At 61.9% G+C, this 19,952-nt stretch carries 17 protein-coding genes; 14 read left to right on the forward strand and 3 right to left on the reverse strand.

Annotation, left to right across the window (positions count from 1 at the left end; genetic code table 11):
• Positions 1–19: 19 nt before the first annotated feature.
• Both PSH65_RS02100 and PSH65_RS02105 read left to right on the forward strand, forming a co-directional pair.
• Positions 20–5,923 (forward strand): Hpt domain-containing protein, encoded by a 5,904-nt coding sequence (locus PSH65_RS02100; RefSeq protein ID WP_305424717.1) that lies wholly within the window; start codon positions 20–22, stop codon positions 5,921–5,923.
• Entirely contained in the window at positions 5,916–6,374 is a 459-nt protein-coding gene (locus tag PSH65_RS02105) for a chemotaxis protein CheW (RefSeq protein ID WP_305424718.1), read from the forward strand. The genes PSH65_RS02100 and PSH65_RS02105 overlap by 8 nt, the downstream gene beginning before the upstream one ends.
• A gap of 120 nt (positions 6,375–6,494) precedes the next feature.
• Here the strand turns inward: PSH65_RS02105 and PSH65_RS02110 are convergent, their stop codons facing one another.
• The gene (locus tag PSH65_RS02110; RefSeq protein WP_305424719.1) at positions 6,495–6,872 is read right to left on the reverse strand and encodes a DUF6124 family protein; all 378 of its coding nucleotides are present in this window, start codon (positions 6,870–6,872) and stop codon (positions 6,495–6,497) included.
• 773 nt (positions 6,873–7,645) lie between these two features.
• On the opposite strand from PSH65_RS02110, the gene mdcA reads away from it, so the two are divergent.
• The 9 genes from mdcA to madM all read left to right on the forward strand — a co-directional run bounded on the left by mdcA (position 7,646) and on the right by madM (position 14,908).
• On the forward strand, positions 7,646–9,316 hold the full coding sequence (gene mdcA / locus PSH65_RS02115) for a malonate decarboxylase subunit alpha (RefSeq protein WP_305424720.1): 1,671 nt from the start codon (positions 7,646–7,648) through the stop codon (positions 9,314–9,316).
• On the forward strand, positions 9,316–10,191 hold the full coding sequence (locus PSH65_RS02120) for a triphosphoribosyl-dephospho-CoA synthase (protein WP_305424721.1): 876 nt from the start codon (positions 9,316–9,318) through the stop codon (positions 10,189–10,191). The genes mdcA and PSH65_RS02120 overlap by 1 nt, the downstream gene beginning before the upstream one ends.
• Complete coding sequence (locus PSH65_RS02125; protein ID WP_305424722.1) at positions 10,191–10,490, forward strand: malonate decarboxylase subunit delta; 300 nt, start codon at positions 10,191–10,193, stop codon at positions 10,488–10,490. Before PSH65_RS02120 ends, PSH65_RS02125 begins: the two co-directional genes overlap by 1 nt.
• Positions 10,483–11,337: a biotin-independent malonate decarboxylase subunit beta gene (locus PSH65_RS02130; protein ID WP_305424723.1), complete on the forward strand. Its 855-nt coding sequence runs from the start codon at positions 10,483–10,485 to the stop codon at positions 11,335–11,337. Before PSH65_RS02125 ends, PSH65_RS02130 begins: the two co-directional genes overlap by 8 nt.
• On the forward strand, positions 11,334–12,137 hold the full coding sequence (mdcE, locus tag PSH65_RS02135) for a biotin-independent malonate decarboxylase subunit gamma (RefSeq protein ID WP_305424724.1): 804 nt from the start codon (positions 11,334–11,336) through the stop codon (positions 12,135–12,137). The genes PSH65_RS02130 and mdcE overlap by 4 nt, the downstream gene beginning before the upstream one ends.
• The gene (locus tag PSH65_RS02140; protein WP_305424725.1) at positions 12,131–12,751 is read left to right on the forward strand and encodes a malonate decarboxylase holo-ACP synthase; all 621 of its coding nucleotides are present in this window, start codon (positions 12,131–12,133) and stop codon (positions 12,749–12,751) included. Before mdcE ends, PSH65_RS02140 begins: the two co-directional genes overlap by 7 nt.
• Positions 12,748–13,659 carry a malonate decarboxylase subunit epsilon gene (gene mdcH / locus PSH65_RS02145; RefSeq protein WP_305424726.1) on the forward strand — a complete coding sequence of 304 codons (912 nt, stop codon included), beginning with the start codon at positions 12,748–12,750 and terminating at the stop codon, positions 13,657–13,659. Before PSH65_RS02140 ends, mdcH begins: the two co-directional genes overlap by 4 nt.
• Positions 13,660–13,725: 66 nt before the next feature.
• Positions 13,726–14,142, forward strand: coding sequence for a malonate transporter subunit MadL (gene madL / locus PSH65_RS02150; RefSeq protein ID WP_305424727.1), 417 nt, complete (start codon positions 13,726–13,728; stop codon positions 14,140–14,142).
• 1 nt (position 14,143) lies between these two features.
• Entirely contained in the window at positions 14,144–14,908 is a 765-nt protein-coding gene (madM, locus tag PSH65_RS02155; protein WP_305424728.1) for a malonate transporter subunit MadM, read from the forward strand.
• Between the two features lie 106 nt (positions 14,909–15,014).
• On the opposite strand, the gene PSH65_RS02160 is transcribed toward madM, so the two are convergent.
• On the reverse strand, positions 15,015–15,935 hold the full coding sequence (locus PSH65_RS02160; RefSeq protein WP_305424729.1) for a LysR substrate-binding domain-containing protein: 921 nt from the start codon (positions 15,933–15,935) through the stop codon (positions 15,015–15,017).
• A gap of 158 nt (positions 15,936–16,093) precedes the next feature.
• On the opposite strand from PSH65_RS02160, the gene PSH65_RS02165 reads away from it, so the two are divergent.
• Positions 16,094–16,711, forward strand: a complete 618-nt coding sequence (locus PSH65_RS02165; RefSeq protein WP_305424731.1) for a hemolysin III family protein — start codon at positions 16,094–16,096, stop codon at positions 16,709–16,711.
• 5 nt (positions 16,712–16,716) lie between these two features.
• Here the strand turns inward: PSH65_RS02165 and PSH65_RS02170 are convergent, their stop codons facing one another.
• Positions 16,717–17,625, reverse strand: coding sequence for a LysR family transcriptional regulator (locus tag PSH65_RS02170; RefSeq protein ID WP_305424732.1), 909 nt, complete (start codon positions 17,623–17,625; stop codon positions 16,717–16,719).
• A 107-nt stretch (positions 17,626–17,732) separates the two neighbouring features.
• Between PSH65_RS02170 and PSH65_RS02175 the strand changes: the two genes are divergently transcribed.
• Both PSH65_RS02175 and PSH65_RS02180 read left to right on the forward strand, forming a co-directional pair.
• On the forward strand, positions 17,733–18,977 hold the full coding sequence (locus PSH65_RS02175) for a D-amino acid dehydrogenase (RefSeq protein ID WP_305424733.1): 1,245 nt from the start codon (positions 17,733–17,735) through the stop codon (positions 18,975–18,977).
• A gap of 27 nt (positions 18,978–19,004) precedes the next feature.
• On the forward strand, positions 19,005–19,907 hold the full coding sequence (locus PSH65_RS02180) for a transporter substrate-binding domain-containing protein (protein ID WP_305424734.1): 903 nt from the start codon (positions 19,005–19,007) through the stop codon (positions 19,905–19,907).
• The last annotated feature ends 45 nt before the right edge of the window (positions 19,908–19,952 follow it).

The raw sequence follows: 19,952 nt of genomic DNA on the forward strand, positions 1-19,952 counted from the left end.
CATCTTGATTGGAGTGGTTATGGGTGATCGGCACGACTATGTGGCCCTTGAGTGGGTCAAAGGCGAGATTGCCGAAACGCTGAAGCAGGCTCATCAGGCAATCGAAACCCTGATCGACGACCCGCAGGCGACGCACGCGCTGAGCGAGTGTCTGGCCTGTGTCCATCAGGTTCACGGTAGTTTGCAGATGGTCGAGTTTTACGGCGCGGCCCTGCTCGCCGAAGAAATCGAGCAACTGATCAGCGCCTTGCAGCAGAACCGCGTCAACCATCGTGACGAGGCGATCCATCTGTTGCTGCACGCCCTGGGGCAATTGCCGACTTACCTCGACCGGGTGCAAGGCGCCCGTCGCGATTTACCTTTAGTCGTGTTGCCGCTGATCAACGACCTGCGCAGCGCCCGTGGCGAAAGCCTGTTATCGGAAACCAGTCTGTTCAGCCCGCAACTACCGGAGCTGCCGCCCCTGAGCCAAGACGCCCTGGCGCTGCTGGAACCGTCCGACTTGCCAAATGTGCTGCGCAAATTGCGGCAGATGTTGCAGATGGCCTTGGTCGGTTTGTTGCGCGAGCAGGATGACGAAACCCACTTCGGTTATCTGGCCAGGGTGTTTGCGCGCCTCGAAGCGCTGTGCGGCAATGCGCCCCTGAGCCCGTTATGGCAAGTCGCTTCGGCGCTGGTCGAGGGCATGCGCAATGGCTCGATTGCCAACAGCCCGGCGTTGCGCAGCCTGTTCAAGGACGCCGACAAAGAGCTCAAGCGTTTGCTCGAACAAGGCATGCCCGGGATCAATCAACCGGCACCGCCAGAGCTGCTCAAGAGTTTGTTGTTCTATATTGCCAAGGCCGAACACCCCACCGGGCAGATGCTGACCATGAAAGATCGCTACTCACTTGACGATGCGCTACCCGACGGCGCAATGGTCGATGAAGAACGGGCACGGCTGGCCGGCCCTGACCGCGACGCCATGCGCTCGGTATTGTCGGCGCTGTGCGAAGAGCTGGTGCGGGTCAAGGAGCGCCTTGACTTGTTCGTGCGCAGCGACCGTCAGCACACCTCGGACCTCGAGAGCCTGCTGGCGCCCCTGCGGCAAATCGCCGACACCCTGGCGGTGCTCGGTTTCGGCCAGCCGCGCAAGGTCATCATCGATCAACTGGCGGTGGTGCTAAGCCTCGCTCAGGGCCAGCGTGAGCCCAACGACGCGACCCTCATGGACGTCGCCGGGGCCTTGCTCTACGTCGAAGCGACCCTGGCCGGCATGGTCGGTACCGTGGAGCCGGAAAGCCAGGAAGACAGCCGTCTGCCGACCACCGACCTGACGCAGATCCATCAGATCGTGATCAAGGAAGCGCGCATTTGCCTGCAACAGGCCAAGGACATGATCGTCGACTACATCGACGCCGACTGGGACCGCCAGCATTTGCAACCCTTGCCAGCGTTGCTGACCCAGGTGCGCGGTGCGTTGGCGATGATTCCGTTGACCCGCGCGGCGAGCCTGGTCGAGACCTGCAACGGCTTCATCCGCGAGCATCTGCTGGTGGACCCCGGCCAGCCCGGCTGGCAGCAACTGGACAGCCTGGCCGACGTCATCACCAGCATCGAGTATTACCTGGAGCGCCTCAGCGACGACCCCCAAGCACCGGGGGAACACCTGCTCGACGTCGCCGAAAAAGGCCTGGCCTCTCTCGGCTTCTTCCCCATCGAACAGCAGGTGCCGATGCTCAAGGATGTACTCAGCCCCAGTGAAGCCCTGGTCATGCAGGACATGCAGGAACTGGACGACCCCGAAACTGTTCAGTCTCTGGCCGATGTGTTGGCCAGCCCGGTGTCGTCCGTCAACCCGCCAGCCCTGACCACGCCGGGTAGCCTGTTGCCGCCACCCGCCGGTGAAGTACCGGTGGACGATGAGCTGCGAGACGTCTTCCTCGAAGAGACTGACGAGGTGCTGGAAATTCTCGAGGAGTATCTGCCGCGCTGGTCGGCCAGTCCCGACAGCACATCGGTCTTGAGTGAATTACGCCGCGCCTTCCACACCCTCAAAGGCAGTGGCCGGATGGTCCGTGCGCTGGTGCTGGGTGAGTTGGCCTGGGCGGTGGAAAACCTGCTCAACCGCGTGCTTGAACACAGCGTCGCCCCAGGGCCGGCGGTGCAACAACTGGTGGGCGATGCACTGAAGCTGTTGCCGGAACTGGTGGCCGAGTTTGCCGCTAATGCCCAGCGCCAACGCAACGATGTCGATCAATTGGCCGCCCGCGCCCATGCCCTCGCCAAGGGTGATAAGCCGGTGCCCGATGAGGACGTGCAGGACGTCGCGGCGCTCGATCCGCTGTTGCTGGAGATCTTCCGCAACGAAGCCGAAACCCATTTGAGCAGCCTCAACCGCTTCCTCGACCAAGCCTCCGAGCACGTACCGCTGCAGGCCAGCGACGAGTTGCAGCGGGCGTTGCATACGCTCAAGGGCAGCGCCTCGATGGCCGGCGTGCTGCCGATTGCCGAGCTGGCGGCGTCGCTGGATCAACTGGCCCGGGAATACAAGGCGCACCGGATTGCCCTCGACCTGGACGAAGTCGAATTGCTGCTGGAAGCCGAAGGGCTGTTCCGCCTTGGGCTGCGACAGCTCAAGAGCGACCCGTTGGCCGACATTCCCGATGCCCGCTCATTGATCGAGCGGACCCACGCAGTGCTGGCCGAGCGACTGCAAAGCCTGTCGAGCGCACCCAACACGGGGCTGCGGATCAAGCGCGATCCGCAACTGATCAACAACTTCCTCGCCCAGGGCATGGACATCCTGCTGGACGCCGAAAGCCTGTTGCAGCGCTGGCAGCAGCATCCCGGCGAGCGGCAGGAACTCAGCGCGCTGCTGGACGAACTGACCACCCTCGGCGAAGGCGCGCACCTGGCCGATCTGCATCCGGTGGATGAGCTCTGCGAAGCGTTGCTCGACCTGTATGGCGCCGTGGAAGAAAGCAGTCTGGCGGTCAGCGACAGGTTTTTCCATGAGGCGCAAAGTGCCCATGAAGCGCTGATCAACATGCTCGACGAACTGGCTGCCGGCCAGGAAGTCACTGCGCAACCGGAGCGCGTTCGGGCCTTGCGTGGCTTGCTCGATGAGAGTCTCGACCCCTCGTCCATGGGCCTGATCCGCAGCGACGGCAGTCGCACCCTGAGCATCCGCGAACTGGGCAGCGCCACCGCCGAGCTGGAGCAGAGCGCGACTCAGGTTGAGCTGGACGACGAAATCGTTTCGATCTTCCTTGAAGAAGCGGTGGATATCCTCGAAAGCGCCGGCCAGGCCTTGCAGCGCTGGCTGAGTGACCCGGATAACGCCGCGCCGCTGTCGTCCTTGCAGCGCGATTTGCACACCCTCAAGGGCGGCGCGCGGATGGCCGAGGTCGAGCCGGTCGGCGATCTGGCCCATGAGCTTGAAAGCCTTTACGAAGGCCTGGTGGATCGCCGCTACAGCCACAGCGAGGCGCTGGCGCAGTTGCTGCAAGAGAGCCATGACCGACTGGCCATGTTCCTTGATCAGTTGCGGCACAACCGTCCGTTGGGCGACCCGTGCGAATTGATCCAGGCTATTCGTGAGTTTCGCTTGGGCAATGCCGGCAGTGCGGACGTGATTGAACCGGCGGCCAGCAATGATTCGGCGAGCCATGATTCCGAGCTTCTGGAGATCTTCCTCGAGGAAGGTTTCGACATCATCGAAAACTCCGGCGCGGCACTGCTGCGCTGGCAGGCCGAGCCGTCGAATCGCCAGGAAGTGGAAACCCTGCTGCGCGATCTGCATACCCTCAAGGGGGGCGCGCGGATGGTGGAAATTGCGCCGATTGGCGACCTGGCCCATGAACTGGAATTCCTCTACGAAGGCTTGTCGGCGGGCGTGCTGCAACCCACCACCGAGTTATTTTCGTTGTTGCAACGCAGCCATGACCGACTGGCGCAGATGCTCGACGCCACCCGCGCCGGTCAGCCATTGCCGCCGGCCGATCGGCTGATCGATGCGATCAAGAATTTCAGCCATCCGGCGGTGCCCGAAACTTCGGCACCCGTGACGCTGCCTGTAGCGCCTAAAACCGAGCCAACCGCACCTCAATCCGAAGGCACCGACACGGTCAAGGTTTCGGCGGAGTTGCTCGACGACCTGGTCAACCTGGCCGGGGAAACTTCAATCTTCCGTGGCCGCATCGAACAACAGGTCAACGACGCACGGGTGGCCCTGAGCGAGATGGAAACCACCATCGAACGTATGCGCGACCAGTTGCGCCGTCTCGATACCGAAACCCAGGGGCGGATTCTCAGCCGTCAGCAAGTCGACGCCGAGCGCTTGGGCTACGAAGAGTTCGACCCGCTGGAGATGGACCGTCACTCGCAGCTGCAACAGTTGTCTCGGGCACTGTTCGAGTCTGCCTCCGACCTGCTCGACCTCAAGGAAACCCTCGAGCGGCGTAATCACGACGCGGAAAACCTGCTGCAACAGCAAGGCCGCATCAACACCGAATTGCAAGAAGGCCTGATGCGCACGCGCATGGTGCCGTTCGAGCGAATGCTGCCGCGTTTGAAGCGTATCGTTCGTCAGGTCGCCAGCGAACTGGGCAAGGACGTGGACTTCGTCGTTGGCAACGCCGAAGGCGAGATGGACCGCAACGTCCTCGAACGCATGGCCGCGCCGCTGGAACACATGCTGCGCAACGCCGTCGACCATGGGCTGGAATCGGCCGAGGTGCGGATCGCGGCGGGTAAACCGGCCCAAGGCAAGATCACCCTCGACCTGTCGCGAGAGGGCGGCGACATCATTTTCGACATCCGCGACGACGGTGCCGGCGTGCCGCTGGACGCCGTGCGACGCAAGGCAATCAAACGCGGGCTGCTCGACCCGGACAGCGACATCAGCGATCACGACGTGCTGCAATTCATTCTGCAACCGGGGTTCTCCACCGCCGAGAAAATCACCCAGATCTCCGGGCGTGGCGTCGGCATGGACGTGGTTCACGAAGAAGTCCGGCAGCTCGGCGGCAGCATGATCATCGACTCTGTGGCGGGTCAGGGCGTGCATTTCCGGATTCGCCTGCCATTCACCGTGTCGGTCAACCGCGCGCTGATGGTGCAATGCGGGGAGGATCAATACGCGATCCCGCTGAACACCATCGACGGCATCGTTCGCGTGTTGCCCAACGAACTGGAAGGGCATTACCGGCTCGATCCGCCAACCTACGAATACGCCGGGCAGCGTTATGAGTTGTGCTATCTCGGCGAACTGCTGAAAACCAGCACCCGTCCGAAACTACTGGGCCAGAGCCTGCCGTTGCCGGTGTTGCTGGTGCAGTGCAACGAGCGGCATGTCGCGGTGCAAGTGGATGCCATGGCCGGCACCCGGGAAATCGTGGTCAAAAGCCTTGGCCCGCAATTCGCCGCGGTGCAGGGTTTGTCCGGCGCGACGATTCTGGGTGATGGCCGGGTGGTGCTGATTCTCGACCTGCTGGCGCCGATCCGCGCGATGCAAGCGCGGGTGCCGCAACGGCCGGTGACCCAGGACGTAGAGCCCGAGTCGCAACGACCGTTGCTGGTGCTGGTGGTCGATGATTCGGTCACCGTGCGCAAGGTCACCAGCCGTTTGCTGGAGCGCCACGGCATGAACGTGCTGACCGCCAAGGACGGTGTCGACGCCATGCTATTGCTGGAAGAACACAGGCCCGACCTGATGCTGCTGGACATCGAAATGCCGCGCATGGACGGCTTCGAAGTGGCGACTCAGGTGCGCGCTGACGAACGCTTGCAGCATCTGCCAATCATCATGATCACCTCCCGCACCGGCCAGAAACATCGCGACCGCGCCATGGCCATCGGCGTCAACGACTACCTCGGCAAGCCATACCAGGAATCGGTGCTGCTCGACAGCATCGCCCGGTGGAGCAAAACCCATGCATGAACACCGCTCCAGCAACCTCACCGGCCTGTTGCTACCGTTGGCCGACCGCAACCTGATCCTGCCCAACGTCGCTGTCGCTGAACTGATCGACTATCAGCCGGGGGCTTTCGATCTCGATACACCACCGTGGTATCTGGGGCGGGTGGCGTGGCGGGAACGGCAAATTCCATTGCTCAGTTTCGAGTCGGCGTGTGGCAATAAAGTCGCGATCGGGGAACGGGCGCGGATCGTCATTCTCAATGCCCTTGGCGGGCGGCCTGAGCTGAAGTTCATTGCGCTGCTGGTGCAGGGGATTCCGCGTTCTTACAAGCTCGACAGTCAGTTGAGCTATGTGGATGTACCGTTGTGTTCGCTGGAGAAGGCGGCGGTGCAGGTGGGTGAGCAAGTGGCGAAGGTGCCTGACTTGCTCGCGCTGGAAGACCTGCTTGTTACAGCAGGGTTAGCCCACTGATCGTTCCCACGCTCCGCGTGGGAATGCCTCAAGGGACGCTCCGCGTTCCATCTCGCGAAAGGGACGCAGAGCGTCCCGGGCTGCATTCCCACGCAGAGCGTGGGAACGATCGTTTGTGCGCTAAACCCCGGCCCGAGCCTTCATCTGCAACGACTCATGATGATCCAGCACGCGCTCCACCAACAACTGCACGCCATCGGCCAAACGGCTGAGCGCCAAGGCTACGGAGCGGCGTGAGCCTTCCACATCGTCCGCCAGATCGGCCGCAATGGCGCTGATGGACAGCAGGTCTTCGGAGGCATTGGCCAGAAGGGCTTCGGTGTCGATATCGGGGGAGACGGTGAAGAGCTGGGATTTGCGGCGTTTGGCCGGTTTTTCGTGGAGTGGGGGGAAGTAATGGGAGAAGGCGCGGTCGGCGGCTTCCTTCATTTTTTCTGCATCGAGGGAGGCTTGGGAATCGACGTCGGTTTCCGGGGGATTGGGAGTAGCTTTGAACATAGTGAAGCTCCATTTAATGAGTTTCAGCTGCTCCATCGGGTTCCAATCGAAGGGGTGGCAGCTGTACGCGGGCTGGAACCCGGGCAAACGGACAAAACCCGACAGACACTAAGGTCTCCCGCGCACAGCCGCCATAACGGAGTGCACACATTAAAGGTGCGCAAGCATACGTTATGAAAGGCGCTTTTGCCTCGTTAACACCACGGGGTTCCAATCCCGGTCGCTGAGTTTGCAGCGACCCCCAAACGATAAAGATCAACGCAAAACCGCACCAGTCAGCGGGTTCCGGCATTGCTGTAGGCAGCGACGCCAGACTGCGTAGCCTCACACCGTTCCTACAGACAAACTTTTAAACACAAAACCCCAGGCTGTCGGACCTCGCCACAAAGGTTTATGCGTCAGGTTGAAGATTCCCAAAAAGGGACCGTTCGGTCCTATTTTGGGACTTCTCGGTTGTTTACTCTCTGCCATGAGCTACGGGGATTGTTCTGGCCCCTTCGCGGGCAAGCCCGCTCCCACAGGTCTTGTGGGTGGCTCAGGATTCGCTGATCGTTCCCACGCTCTGCGTGGGAATGCCTCAACGGACGCTCCGCGTTCGGCTTTTTGGGACGCAGAGCGTCCCGGGCTGCATTCCCACGCGGAGCGTGGGAACGATCATGAGACTCCATAACCAACCATTACCCTGACCGTAACAATCCAACACGCTGCTTGATTGATGCCCCCCACCCAACACTCCTAAGGTGACCCCACGACAGCGAACCCGTGGAGTGGTCATGACAACAACAATATCCCCCGACTCGCGATGGACGCGGCGGCGCAGCGAAAAGCAGCGGCGTCTCGAGCTGGTGAAGGGGCTTGCCGACGGTGTGGTGCTGCCCACCGACAAGATCGTTGCGGCGCTGGAGGCGTTGATTCTGCCCGGCGACCGTGTGGTGCTGGAGGGCAATAACCAGAAGCAGGCGGATTTCCTGTCTCGCTCCCTGGCCAAGGCCGATCCGGGCAAGCTGCATGACTTGCACATGATCATGCCCAGCGTCGGGCGTTCCGAGCACCTGGACCTGTTCGAGCGCGGCATCGCGCGCAAGCTCGACTTCTCGTTCGCCGGCACCCAAAGCCTGCGCATCAGCCAGTTGCTCGAAGATGGCCTGCTGGAAATCGGCGCGATCCACACCTACATCGAGCTCTATGCGCGGCTGGTGGTGGACTTGATCCCCAACGTCGTACTCTCGGCCGGTTTCATGGCCGACCGTGCCGGCAACATTTACACCGGCCCAAGCACCGAAGACACGCCCGCGTTGATCGAACCAGCGGCCTTCAGTGACGGCATCGTCATCGTCCAGGTCAATCAATTGGTGGACGATGTCAGCGACCTGCCTCGCGTGGATATCCCCGCGTCCTGGGTCGACTTCGTGGTAGTGGCCGACAAGCCGTTCTACATCGAGCCGCTGTTCACCCGCGACCCTCGGCACATCAAGCCTGTGCACGTGTTGATGGCGATGATGGCGATCCGCGGGATCTACGAAAAACACAACGTTCAGTCGCTCAACCACGGCATCGGTTTCAACACCGCCGCCATCGAATTGATCCTGCCGACTTACGGCGAGTCCCTCGGCCTCAAGGGTAAGATCTGCCGCAACTGGACGCTTAATCCGCACCCGACCCTGATCCCGGCCATCGAAAGTGGTTGGGTCGAAAGCGTGCATTGCTTCGGCACTGAACTGGGCATGGAAAACTACATCGCCGCCCGGCCTGATGTGTTCTTCACCGGGCGCGATGGTTCCCTGCGTTCCAACCGGATGTTTTGCCAACTGGCCGGGCAATACGCAGTGGACCTGTTCATCGGCGCGACGTTGCAAGTGGATGGCGACGGTCATTCCTCCACCGTGACTCGCGGTCGTCTGGCCGGTTTCGGTGGCGCGCCGAACATGGGCCACGACCCGCGCGGTCGCCGCCATGGCACGCCGGCCTGGCTCGATATGCGTCACGACGATGCGCCCGAAGCGTTGCTGGAGCGCGGCAAGAAACTCGTGGTGCAGATGGTCGAGACCTTCCAGGAGGGCGGCAAACCGACCTTCGTCGAAACCCTCGACGCGGTGGAGGTGGCGAAGAAAAGCGGCATGCCGTTGGCGCCGATCATGATCTATGGCGACGACGTCACCCACCTGCTCACTGAGGAAGGCATCGCCTATTTGTACAAGGCCCGTTCCCTCGAAGAACGTCAGGCGATGATCGCGGCCGTGGCCGGGGTGACCGCCATCGGCCTGCGCCATAACCCCAAAGACACCGCGCGCATGCGCCGCGAAGGCCTTATCGCCTTGCCCGAAGACCTCGGCATCCGCCGTACCGACGCCACCCGTGAGTTGCTCGCAGCGAAAAGCGTGGCCGATCTGGTGGAGTGGTCCGGTGGCCTCTACAACCCGCCCGCAAAGTTCAGGAGCTGGTAATGCACGCATTCAACCTGCAACCGAAACCTTTAACCCTGGCTGAGCGGCTGGCGGATCTCGCGGTGGACGCGCTGATCGACGAAGCGGATCTGTCGCCGAAACCGGCGCTGGTGGACCGTCGCGGCAATGGTGCGCACACCGATTTGCACCTCGGGCTGATGCACGCTTCGGCGTTGTCCCTGTGGCCGGCGTTCAAGGCAATGGCGGACGCGGCCATCGAGTTTGGCGAAGTCGGTTTATCACTGCGCGAAACCGTTGGGCGGATTGGTCGTGAAGGCGAGCAAGAAATGCTCGTCACCACCAACGGCGTGAACACCCATCGTGGGGCGATCTGGGCGTTGGGTCTTTTGGTCACTGCCGTCGCGCTGGAACCTCAATCCTGTGCCGCAAGCTCAATCGCTTTGCGCGCTGCGCGCTTGGCCTTGCTCGACGACCGTTACTCGCCACGTCCTTTAAGCCACGGTGTCCAGGTCGCCCAACGCTACGGCGCACGCGGTGCTCGTGAAGAGGCGCAGCTTGGTTTCCCTGCAGTGATTCAACGCGCACTGCCGCAACTCAAGCTTAGTCGCGCCGCCGGCCACGGCGAACAGAACGCCCGGCTCGACGCCTTGCTGGCGATCATGACGACACTGTCTGACACCTGCGTGCTCTACCGCGCAGGCGAGCTTGGCCTGCACACCATGCAACTTGGCGCTCAAGCGGTGCTCGACGCCGGCGGCAGTGCCAGCCTCGCCGGTCGCCGCCGTTTGCATGAGCTGGACCAACAATTAATCGCGTTGAATGCCTCGCCCGGCGGCGCTGCGGACTTGCTCGCAGCCTGCCTGTTCATCGACCGTATCGACTCGGGCGACGGCATCTTCCAGGGAGCGTTTTGATGGAAACCTTATCCTTTGAATTCCCCGCCGGGCAGCCGCCACGGGGCAGGGCGCTGGTGGGCTGCGTGGGGTCGGGCGATCTGGAAGTGCTGATCGAGCCGGGGCTGGCGGGCAAATTGACGATCCAGGTGCAGACCTCGGTCAATGGCAGCGAACAACGCTGGCAGCATCTGTTCGCGCGGATGTTCGATGGCCAGACGCCGCCGGCGATGACGATCGATATCCACGATTTCGGCGCTACCCCCGGCGTAGTGCGCTTGCGTCTGGAACAGGGCTTTGAGGAGATCGGTCATGACTGATAGCGCAGCGCTTCTCAACAAACACAGCTTCGTCGAACTCGGCGCTCGGCAACGAGCGAAAGCCTTGCTCGACGCGGGTACTTTTCGTGAACTGCTCGACCCGTTTCAGCGGGTCATGTCGCCATGGCTCTCGCGCCAGGGCGTGGTGCCGCAAGCCGATGACGGTGTAGTGATCGCCAAAGGCAACATCGGTGGTTTGCCGGTGGTGATCGCGGCCATCGAAGGCGCGTTTCAGGGCGGCAGCCTGGGTGAGGTCGGCGGGGCGAAGATCGCCGGTGCGCTGGAATTGGCCGCCGAGGACAACCGCAAAGGCATTCCCACGCGCGCCGTGTTGCTGCTGGAAACCGGTGGCGTGCGTTTGCAGGAGGCCAATCTCGGGCTGGCGGCGATTGCCGATATTCATGCGGCGATTGTCGATTTGCGCCAGTACCAACCGGTAGTCGGCGTGGTCGCCGGCAGCGTCGGCTGTTTTGGTGGGATGTCGATTGCCGCCGGGTTGTGCAGTTATTTGCTGGTGACCCAGGAAGCGCGCCTTGGTCTCAATGGCCCGCAGGTGATCGAGCAGGAAGCCGGGCTTGAAGAATACGACTCCCGCGATCGTCCGTTTATCTGGAGCCTGACCGGTGGCGAGCAACGTTTCGCCAGTGGGTTGGTGGATCGCTATGTCGCTGACGACGTGGCGCAGATTCAGCAGCAGCAGGTTAGCGAGTTGCTCCAGCAGGGTTTGCCGGCGCAGCAACGTAGCCGCCAGGCCGAATGGTTTCTGCAACGGCTGGCCAGCCTGGACGCCGAACCGCAAATCGAGCCGGCGACGGTTCGCGATCTGTATCAAGGAGAGCGCTCATGAGTTCGTATTCCCTGAGAGGCTTGAACTGGTTCAACGCCTTGAGTGCCGGCGCGAAACCGGTCGAAGGTTTGCCGGCGTCGTTGAAAGTCGCTGACGGCTTGTTGGGTGGGCAGCCCGTGCGGTTTATCGCGGTGGTGGCCGATCCTGACAACCGTTTCGTCCGTGCCCGCAATGGCGAGGTCGGTTTGCTGGAAGGCTGGGGCCTGGCCAAAGCGGTGGATGACGTCATTGCCGCGGATAACGACAAACCTCAAAAACGCGCCTTGATCGCCATTGTCGATGTGCCGAGCCAGGCTTACGGCCGGCGCGAAGAAGCCCTCGGCATTCATCAGGCCCTGGCCGGTGCGGCGGACAGTTATGCCCGTGCCCGGTTGGCCGGCCACGCAGTGATCGGTTTGCTGGTGGGTAAAGCAATGTCCGGGGCGTTTCTCGCTCATGGTTATCAGGCCAACCGGCTGATCGCGTTGCGCGATCCGGGCGTGATGGTGCATGCGATGGGCAAGGCGTCGGCGGCGCGGGTGACCTTGCGCAGCGTCGAAGAACTGGAGGCGTTGGCCGCCAGCGTGCCGCCGATGGCGTATGACATCGACAGCTTTGCTAGCCTGGGTTTGCTTTGGGAAACCTTGTCGGTAGAGCAGATCGAGCAGCCGACGACGGCGGATCTGGCGCGGGTGAACGAGTGTCTGGTTCAGGCGATTGAAGATGTCGAGGCCGGTCGTCGCGATTTGAGCGGCCGCTTGGGTGCGAACAATCGCGCCGCGTCGAGCAAGGTTCGCCAATTGCTGAGAGCGCAGTGGTGAATACGTTTCTGGCCCACGACCTGCTGTGGGGGATGACCCCGGAGCAGTTGCCTGCGGATGCGCCTGCGTGGGTGGTCGAGTCGATCAGCGCGGGTCAGCCGGTGGTGGTTCGGCGTGCGATGACTGCGCCGGATCAGATTGCGGTCGGGGTGCGCGGACGCTTGCGCGAGCAGCGTTATGCAACGTCGATGGCGATCACGGCGATTTCACGTCGGGTAAGGCCGGAAGAGCTGTGTCATGTCGAGACGACTCGGGATCTGCCGGCCCTGCGAGCGCTGGCGCAATTGCGACCAATGCTCGACACCTGCGATTGGGTGTGGGGTGTCAGCGGCAGCGCCGGGTTTGAATTGGCCAGCGGTTTTGCGGCGTTGCATGAGCGTAGCGATCTCGATTTGATCCTGCGTACTCCGCAACCGCTGAGCCGACTTCAAGCGCAAGAATTGGTGACGCTTCTCGGCACCGCTGAGTGCCAGGTGGACATGCAGTTGCAGACGCCCTACGGCGCTGTTGCTCTGCGCGAATGGGCCGGTCCTTCACATCGGGTTTTACTCAAAAACGCCAATCAAGCGTGTCTGGTCAGCGATCCGTGGAACCCACAGGAGCAAGCAGCGTGAGCAGCTTGTTGGTGTTCCCCGGCCAGGGCGCGCAGCAACCGGGCATGCTCCATCGTTTGCCTCGGGAAACGGTTAACGAAGCAAGTGAAGTCCTCGGTGAAGACGCTTTGCTTTTTGACTCCGCCGAGGCGTTGCAGTCGACGAGGGCGGTTCAGCTATGCCTGCTGATTGCCGGAGTTGCCGCTTCACGTCAGTTAGCAATGGCGCCGGATTACGTGGCCGGATTGTCCATCGGTGCTTATCCGGCAGCGGTGATCGCGGGGGCCTTGAGCTTCAGCGATGCGCTGCATCTGGTCAGCCTGCGCGGTGAACTGATGCAGCAGGCTTATCCTCAGGGCTACGGGATGACGGCGATCATCGGTCTGGAACTGGCGACGGTGGAAGGGTTGCTGGCGCAGGTTCACAGCGTCGACACACCAGTCTATCTGGCCAATATCAACGCCGATAACCAGATGGTCATCGCTGGCAGCGATGGTGCGATGAAAGCCGTTGCCGAGTTGGCGAAAGGGTGTGGCGCCGGGCTGGCCAAGCGTCTGGCGGTCAGCGTGCCGTCCCATTGCCCGCTGTTGGAAACACCGGCGAAAACCCTGGCCGAAGCCTTCGCCAAGGTGCAATTGAAAACGCCGACGCTGGGTTATCTGAGCGGCAGCCGCGCCCGGCCTGTCACCCAGCCCGACGCCTTGCGCGACGACCTGGCCTTCAACATGTGCCGCGTGGTGGATTGGCGCGGCACGGTGCAAAGCGCTTACGAGCGTGGCGTACGCCTACAGATCGAACTGCCGCCCGGTGCGGTGTTGACCGGGCTGGCGCGCCGGGTGTTCGAGCAAGGCACCGTGATTGCCTTCGACGGTGCGCGGCTCGATACCTTGCAGGCGCTGTTGCGTGAGGAGGGAAGCCGACAACCCTAGATCACCGACTCAGGCTGCGAACTACAAAAACAACAATTCCGACGATGCACTTTGAGGACTACAGCAATGATTATTTACGGTGTGGCGCTGTTGGCGATCTGTACGCTGGCAGGGGTGATCATGGGTGACATGCTTGGCGCGTTGCTGGGCGTGAAGTCCAATGTCGGCGGGGTCGGGATCGCAATGATCCTGCTGATTTGCGCGCGGTTGTGGATGCACAAACGCGGCGGCATGACCAAGGATTGCGAGATGGGCGTCGGCTTCTGGGGCGCCATGTACATTCCGGTGGTGGTGGCGATGGCCGCGCAACAGAACGTCGTTACCGCTCTGCACGGCGGCCCGGTGGCGGTGTTGGCGGCGATCGGTTCGGTGGTGCTCTGCGGCTGCACCATTGCCCTGATCAGCCGGACCCACAAAGGCGAACCCTTGCCCGATGAACCTGCGGACATAACGCCGGTTGGCGCACCGGCAGGAGGTCGCTGATATGTGGGAACTCATCGAGAAAGGTCTGGAACATAACGGTCTGATCACGGCGTTCGCGTTCGTTGGCGTGATCATGTGGGTGTCGGTGGTGTTGTCCAAACGCCTGACCTTCGGACGAATTCACGGCTCGGCGATTGCCATCGTCATAGGCCTGGTGCTGGCCTGGGTCGGCGGCACCATGACCGGTGGGCAAAAAGGCCTGGCGGACCTGACGCTGTTTTCCGGCATTGGTTTGATGGGCGGCGCGATGTTGCGTGACTTCGCCATTGTCGCCACCGCGTTCGAGGTGCAGGCCACCGAAGCGAAAAAGGCCGGGATGATTGGCGTCATCGCACTGCTGCTGGGCACGATTCTGCCGTTCATTGTCGGGGCGAGCATGGCCTGGGTGTTCGGTTATCGCGATGCGATCAGCATGACCACCATTGGCGCAGGCGCGGTGACCTACATCGTCGGGCCAGTGACCGGGGCAGCGATCGGTGCCACGTCCGATGTGATGGCGTTGTCGATTGCCACCGGGCTGATCAAGGCGATTCTGGTGATGGTCGGTACGCCAATGGCGGCGCGCTGGATGGGACTGGATAACCCGCGCTCGGCGATGGTGTTTGGCGGGTTGGCCGGGACTGTCAGCGGTGTGACCGCCGGGTTGGCGGCGACGGATCGGCGGTTGGTGCCGTATGGCGCGCTGACGGCGACGTTCCACACCGGGCTTGGGTGCTTGCTTGGGCCTTCGTTGCTGTACTTCATTGTTCGCGGAATTGTCGGCTGACTGATCGTTCCCACGCTCCGCGTGGGAATGCAGCCCGGGACGCTCCGCGTCCCAAAGCGGACGCAGAGCGTCCATTGATTCATTCCCACGCAGAGCGTGGGAACGATCATTGGGTGGCCTGCCGATTGGCATACATCCGACACTCCGCCAACAACGCCAGCAAATTCGGGTCACGCTCCTTGGCCTTCAGAAACACCACGCCAATGTGCTGCTGCAACCGGTACTTTTCCTGCAATGGGATCAGCTTCACCCGGTTCTCATACACCGCCGCAATCCTTCCCGGCAGCAACGCATAACCCACCCCGGAGCTGACCATGCTCAGCAGGGTGAAGATGTCGTTGACCTGCATCGCCACCTTCGGCTCGAACCCCGCCTGCTTGAACACCCGAATACCGTCCTGGTGCGTGGCGAAGCCTTGGGTCAAGGTGATGAATGTCTCGTCACGCACCTCGGCCAGATCGACTTCGGCCCGCTGGGCAAAGGGCGAGTCAGCCGGGGTGGCGAGGAAGATGTCATCGGAAAACAGCGGAATCTGTTCACAGTCCGGGTCGTTGACGCTGTCGTCCAGCGACACCAGGATCGCGTCGACTTCCATGTTCTTGAGCTTGTACAACAGGTCGATGTTCGAGCCCAGGATCAGGTCGATATTGAGTTCACTGCGGCGGATTTTCAGGCCCATGATCAGCTGCGGCACGGTCTTCACCGTCAGTGAATACAGTGACCCAAGCTTGAAACGCTCAGCCGAGAACCCGGCGGCTTCGCGGGTCAGGCGCACGCTTTCGAGCACGTCCTGGATCAGCTTCTGCGCGCGCTCTTCCAGCACATAAGCGCTTTCGAGTGGGGTCAGGTTGCGGCCTTCGTGTTTGAATAGCGGGCAACGCAGGGCACTTTCCAGAGAGTGGATGGCGCGGTGCACGCTGACGTTGCTGGTTTGCAACTCGGCGGCGGCGCGGGCCAGGTTGCCGGTGCGCATGAAGGCCAGGAACACCTCGAGTTTTTTCAGGGTCAACTCTTCATCGATCAGCATGGGCCAGACTCTTATTCGAATCGTTCGATTGTGCCCAATTGGCTGACGTTTGGCTCGATGGCTTTTTGTAGGAGCGGCGCTATACGGAAACATTGCGCTTTTAACCTTGAGGCCTGAGCCTTGCGCGATGCGGCAATGAATTTTGAGGTGAGCAACGCATGTATCACGGGGAAAGATTGAACGCCTGGACGCATTTGTTCGGGGCGGTGGCGGCGTTTGTCGGGGGCGTGTGGCTGCTGGTGATCGCCAGTATGGACGGCAGTCCGTGGAAGATTGTCAGCGTGGCGATTTACGCCTTCACCTTGCTGGTGCTTTACAGCGCCTCGACCGTGTATCACAGCGTGCGCGGGCGCAAGAAAGCGATCATGCAGAAGGTCGATCACTTTTCGATCTACCTGCTGATTGCCGGCAGTTACACACCGTTTTGCCTGGTGACCCTGCGCGGGCCATGGGGTTGGACGCTGTTCGGGATTGTCTGGGGGCTGGCGCTGATCGGCATTTTGCAAGAAATCAAACCCCGCTCGGAAGCGCGGATTCTGTCGATCGTGATTTATGCGGTGATGGGCTGGATCGTGCTGGTAGCAGTCAAGCCGTTACTGGCGGCACTGGGCCCTGTCGGCTTCGCCTGGCTGGCGTCGGGCGGGGTGTTTTATACCGTGGGAATTATCTTTTTTGCCCTCGATCATCGTCTGCGCCATGCCCACGGGATCTGGCATCTGTTCGTGATCGCCGGGAGTTTGCTGCACTTTGTGGCGATTTGGTTCTACGTGCTTTAAGGCCTTTACAGGATCAAGCGATCCAGTTGCGCCTGCGCCCGTCGGCTGAATACTTGCAACAAATCGCTCAAGGTGTGCGGTGGCGGTTCGTCGGCGCGGGTCACCGCGTACAGGGTGATCGGCAGCGCCGGCGCCAAGGGGCGAATCGCCGTGGTGGCGGGGGACGCGCCGAGTGCGGTGAACGGGTCGATCACTGCCAACCCTGCACCGGATTCAACCATTGCCCGCGCCAGCGAATAGGTCTGCACGGCGATGCGTACCTTTGGCGGCGGATCGACCGCCTCAAGGTAGCTGTCGAGTCTGGCGGCCAGCGGGTCGGCGCTGGACAGGCCGATCAGCGGCGCACCGGCCAGTTCGATTAACGGCAGTGGTTTGCCGTGAGTGTCGTCGGCCCAATAGCCCTTCGGCGCCAGCGCCACCAGCATTCCACTGGCCAGAGGCTGCGCCTTCAGGCCCGGGTGATCCGGCGCTTGCAGCGTCAGGGCGACATCCACTTCGCGCATCAGCAAATTCTGCATCAGCTCGCGGCTGTGGGCGCTGGACAGTTCGCAGGCGATTTCCGGGTAGCGTTGTGTCCATTCGTTGATCGCCGGCGGCAGCAGCGACAAGGCCAGCGCCGGGATCGCGCCGATCCGTACACTGTGGCCCGGCTCGCGGCGCAGGCTTTGGGCCAGGCGTCGCACGCCTTGCAGGCTTTCAGTGACCTTATCGACCTCGCGCTCAAGCTCCAGGGCTTCGGGCGTCGGCTGCAATTTACCGCGTACCCGCAGGAACAACGGAAAGCCCAATTGCTGTTCGGCGTGTTGCAGCACTTTGCTTACCGCCGGCTGCGACACGTGCAGCAACTGTGCGGCGCCACTGACCGAACCGGTCTGGCGAATGGCCTGGAAGATCTCGATGTGTCGCAGTCGCATGACAAGTCCATAACCTTTGTTTATGGGTCAGGCATCTTTATGCATTGTTCAACGGCTGTCACCTGGTCCTAACCTGAAGCACGTTCCAACAACGCTTAAGGACAGACATGGCTCAGCGGGTTTGCATCATCGGTGGCGGCGTCATCGGGCTGACAACGGCTTACGCACTGGTTCGCGACGGCATCGATGTGACGCTGATCGAGGCCCGGGATTCGTTTGCCAGCGAAACCAGTTTCGCCAACGGCGGCCAGCTGTCCTACCGCTATGTCGCGCCACTGGCCGATGCCGGCGTGCCGTTGCAGGCGCTGGGCTGGATGTTGCGCGGCGACTCGCCGCTGAAGCTGCGTCCGCGTCTGGACCCGGCGCAATGGCGTTGGATGGCGTCCTTTCTGGCGGCCTGTCGGCGTTCGGTGAATCAGCGCAACGGCGCACACCTGCTGCGTCTGGCGCTGCTGAGCCAGGCCACGCTGCAAGGTTGGCGCGACGAAGACCTCCTCGACGGTTTCGACTGGCGGCGCAACGGCAAACTGGTGACGTTTCGTGAAGCCGCGAGTTTCGAGCACGCGCGCCAAGGGCTGGCTGATCCACGACAGCAACAGGTGTTGTCCCGGGCCGAGTGCGCACAGCTGGAGCCGGCACTTGCTGAGGCGCCGTTTGTGGGCGCGATCTACACGCCCGATGAAGAAGTCGCCGATTGCCATGCTTTCTGCCTGCAACTTGTGGCTCGGCTCAAGGCGTCGGGGCGTTGTGAGTTTTTGCCGAGCCGCACGGTCACCGGCATTCGCCATGGGGACGGCGCGGTGCAGGCCATCGAAATGGGCGCTCAGGTATTGCCGGTTGAGCAATTGGTGATCGCCGCCGGGCATCGCAGCCCGGCGCTGGCGTTGCCGGGCATGAACCTGCCGCTGTACCCGCTCAAGGGCTACAGCCTGACCCTGCCGATCCGCGCCGAACATCGCGCGCCGGAGCTGAGCATCACCGATTACAACCGCAAGATCGTTTACGCCCGCATCGGGGCACAACTGCGGGTGGCGGCGATGGTCGACATTGTCGGTTTCGACCCGGCGCTCGATCCCAAGCGTCTGGCGCTGATCAAGCGCCAGGCGCAGGAAACCTTGCCCAATGCCGGCGATTACGACGCCGCTATCGCGTGGGCCGGCATGCGCCCGGCGACTCCCAGCGGCGTGCCGTTGATTGGCGCCACGGCGTACCGCAATCTCTGGCTCAACCTCGGCCATGGTGCCTTGGGCTTTACTTTGGCCTGCGGCAGCGCTCGGTTGCTTGGCGATTTGATTAGCCGACGCGCGCCTCCGATCGAAATACAGGGCCTGACACCCCTGCGTCACCGCTAATCGCCTTACCCACAACGGAGAATAACAATGCAAAAAATCACGTTGATCGGCTGCACCCTCGGCCTGCTGCTCGCCAGTCAGATCCAGGCCAGTGAAGCGCCGCTGACCGGCACGCTGAACAAGGTCGCCAATGCCAAGAGCATTACGCTGGGCTATCGCGACGCGTCGGTGCCGTTCTCTTACGTGGGTGATCACACGGGGCAGCCGATGGGCTATTCGGTGGACCTGGCGAGCAAGATTGTCGAGCGCATCAAACAAAAACTCGAGCTGCCGGATCTGCAGGTGAAGTACAACCTGGTGACCTCGCAAACGCGCATTCCGCTGGTGCAGAACGGCACGGTCGACCTCGAGTGCGGCTCGACCGGCGTGACCGCCGAGCGCATGCAGCAAGTGGCGTTTTCCTACGGGTTTATCTACGTGAAGGGGCAGTTGCTCACGGCGAAGGACAGCGGCATCAAGAGTTTCGCCGATCTGCGTGGCAAGAACGTCGTGACCACCGCTGGCACCACCAATGAGCGGTTTCTGAAGAGCTACAACGTCGATCACAAGATCGATATGTTCGTGATCAGCGCCAAGGACCACGGCGAAGCATTCCAGATGCTGCAATCAGGGCGGGCGGCGGCGTTCTATATGGATGATGCGTTGCTTTACGGCGAACGGGCCAAGGCCCGCGATCCGCATAAGTGGGTCGTGGTGGGCGAGGAGCAATCGCGGGAAATCTACAGCTGCATGGTGCGCAAGGGCGATCCGCAATTACTCGAGTTGGTGAATGCGACGCTGGCCGATCTGTATAGCTCGGGGGAAATCAATGGCATCTACAACCGCTGGTTCCAGCAGCCGATTCCGCCGAAGGGGTTGAACCTGGAGTTTCCGATGACCAGCGAGTTGAAGGCGATTATCGCCAAGCCGGTGAGCGACCCGGTGCAGTAGGATCGTTCCCACGCTCTGCGTGGGAATGCCTCTAGGGACGCTCTG

The organism is Pseudomonas sp. FP603 (assembly GCF_030687415.1).
Lineage (GTDB): Bacteria > Pseudomonadota > Gammaproteobacteria > Pseudomonadales > Pseudomonadaceae > Aquipseudomonas > Aquipseudomonas wuhanensis.